Origin of the sequence: Pseudomonas putida W15Oct28, assembly GCF_000708715.2 — a bacterium.
Taxonomy (GTDB): domain Bacteria; phylum Pseudomonadota; class Gammaproteobacteria; order Pseudomonadales; family Pseudomonadaceae; genus Aquipseudomonas; species Aquipseudomonas putida_R.
The window spans coordinates 1-2,475 of the sequence record NZ_JENB01000088.1; the positions used below are offsets into that span (position 1 = coordinate 1).

The 2,475-nt window shown below is 66.3% G+C and carries 1 protein-coding gene; it reads right to left on the minus strand.

The window, feature by feature from the left end; all coding sequences use genetic code 11:
- Positions 1-2,475, minus strand: a 2,475-nt coding sequence (locus AK81_RS27525; protein WP_043204398.1) for an Ig-like domain-containing protein, incomplete at both ends; no start/stop codon positions are given.

Below are 2,475 nucleotides of genomic sequence, written 5' to 3' on the forward strand. Positions count from 1 at the left end.
GGTCAGCGGTACATCGTATTCGAGGGCAACGGAGGCGTTGCCGCTTGGGTCGGTCTGCACCAGGCTCAGTTGATCACCCGGCTGTGCAGCTGGACTGAGGTCGATCAGGAAGGTGCCGTTGGCACCGACCACGCCGGTACCGATCACAGTGCCATTGGCATCGCGTACTTCGACGGTAGCACCTGGTTCGCCACGACCGCTCAGGGCCAGGCCCCCGGCGCCGACCACGATGTTGCTCACGGCAGCGGGCGGGGTGATGTCCGGTGCATCGAATTGCAGCGGCGCAGAGGTGTTGCCGGCCGCATCCACCAGGCGTACATCCAGGGCTTCGCCGTTGGCCTGAGCGGGCGCAAGGGTAATGCTGAACAGGCCATCGGCACCAACGATGGCGGTGCCGATAAGGGTGCCGGCGGCGTTACGGACTTGCACGGTAGCGCCCGGTTCGCCGCGACCGGTAAAGGTCACGCCATCAGCCAAGGCAAGGTCAGTCGGTTGGGCAGGCGGCAGCAGGTCGGCGGAGGTGACCGAGCCTGGCTGCGATACGTTGCCGGCGGCGTCGGTGAGGGTCACCTGCAAGGTGCTGCCGTCGATTACGGCAGGGTCCAGGGTGATGGAGAAGGTGCCGTCAGCACCAACGGTGCCAGTCGCGAGGATATTGCCTGCGGCATCACGCACCTGCACAGTGGTGCCGGCTTCGCCACGGCCGCTCAGCTGGCTGCCGGCCACGCCGATCACCAGATTGGTCGGGGCTTCGGGCGGTGTGATATCGCCACCATCGATGTCCGGTGCAGTGACCGAGCTGGCAACGGAAGTGTTGCCAGCGGCATCGGTCGCAGTGGCCTGGAGTACTTCGCCGTCTACCTGCGGCGGCGCGAGGTTGATGCTGAACACCCCGGTCGGGCCCACCACGGCCGTGCCCAGTTCGGTGCCATCGGCTGCCAGGATACGCACGGTGCTGCCAGGTTCTGCACGGCCGGTGATGACGCTGCCGTCTGCGCTGACGGCCAAGTCAGTCGGTGCGGCAGGCGCAGTGATATCCGGAGCGGTGATTTGTGCTGGCAGCGAAGAAACGCCGCTGTCATCAATGGCGACGACATCCAGCAGCTCGCCGTTGGCTTGGGCCGGGTTCAGCTCGATGCTGAAGGTGCCGTCGGCATTGGCGATGGCACTGCCGATCAGGGTGCCGTTGGCATCATGCACTTCTACGCGAGTACCCGCAGGGGCAGAACCAGTCAGGGTAGTGCCGTCGGCATCGATGGCCAGGTTGCTCGGGCTGACCGGTGCAGTGGTCAGCGGTACATCATATTCAAGGGCTACGGAGGCGTTACCGCTTGGGTCGGTCTGCACCAGGCTCAGTTGATCACCCGGCTGTGCCGCTGGATTGAGGTCGATCAGGAAGGTGCCGTTGGCACCGACCACGCCAGTGCCGATCACGGTGCCGTTGGCATCGCGGACTTCGACAGTGGCACCCGGTTCGCCACGACCGCTCAGGGCCAGGCCCCCGGCGCCGACCACGATGTTGCTCACGGCAGCGGGCGGGGTGATGTCCGGTGCATCGAATTGCAGCGGGAAGGTCACGCCGTCAGCCAGGGCCAGCTCGGTGGGCAGGGCAGGGGCCTGCAGGTCCGGCGAGGTGACCGAGCCGGGTGGCGAGACGTTGCCAGCGGCATCGGTCAGGGTTACTTGCAGGGCGCTGCCGTCGCTAACGGGAGGGGTCAGGGTAACTGCAAAGCTGCCATCGGCGCCGACGGTGCCGGTGGCCAGCACAGTGCCTGCCGCATCGCGTACCTGCACGGTGGTGCCGGGTTCACCGCGCCCGCTCAGCTGGCTACCGGCCAGGCCGATTACCAGGTCAGTCGGGGCTGCCGGTGGCGTGGTATCGACGCCGTCGATGTCCGGCGCGGTCACCGCGCTGGTGGGTGATGTGTTGCCGGCGGCATCTGTTGCCGTGGCTTGCAGCACTTCGCCGTCGATTTGTGGCGGCGCGAGGTTGATGCTGAACACCCCGGTCGGGCCGACCACGGCTGTGCCCAGTTCGGTGCCGTCGGCCGCAACGATGCGCACGGTGCTGCCAGGTTCGGCACGGCCGGTGATGACGCTACCGTCCGCGCTGACGGCCAGGTCGGTCGGTGCGGCAGGTGCGGTGATATCCGGGGCCGTGATTTGCGCAGGCAGCGAAGAAACCCCGCTGTCATCGATGGCAACGACATCCAGCAGTTCGCCGTTGGCTTGGGCTGGGCTCAGTTCGATGCTGAAGGTGCCATCGGCATTGGCAATGGCGCTGCCAATCAATGTGCCATTGGCATCGTGTACTTCGACGCGGCTGCCCGCTGGCGCAGAGCCGGTCAGGGTAGTGCCGTCGCCATCGATGGCCAGATTGCTCGGGCTGACCGGTGCAGTGGTCAGCGGTACATCGTATTCGAGGGCAACGGAGGCGTTGCCGCTTGGGTCGGTCTGCACCAGGCTCAGTTGATC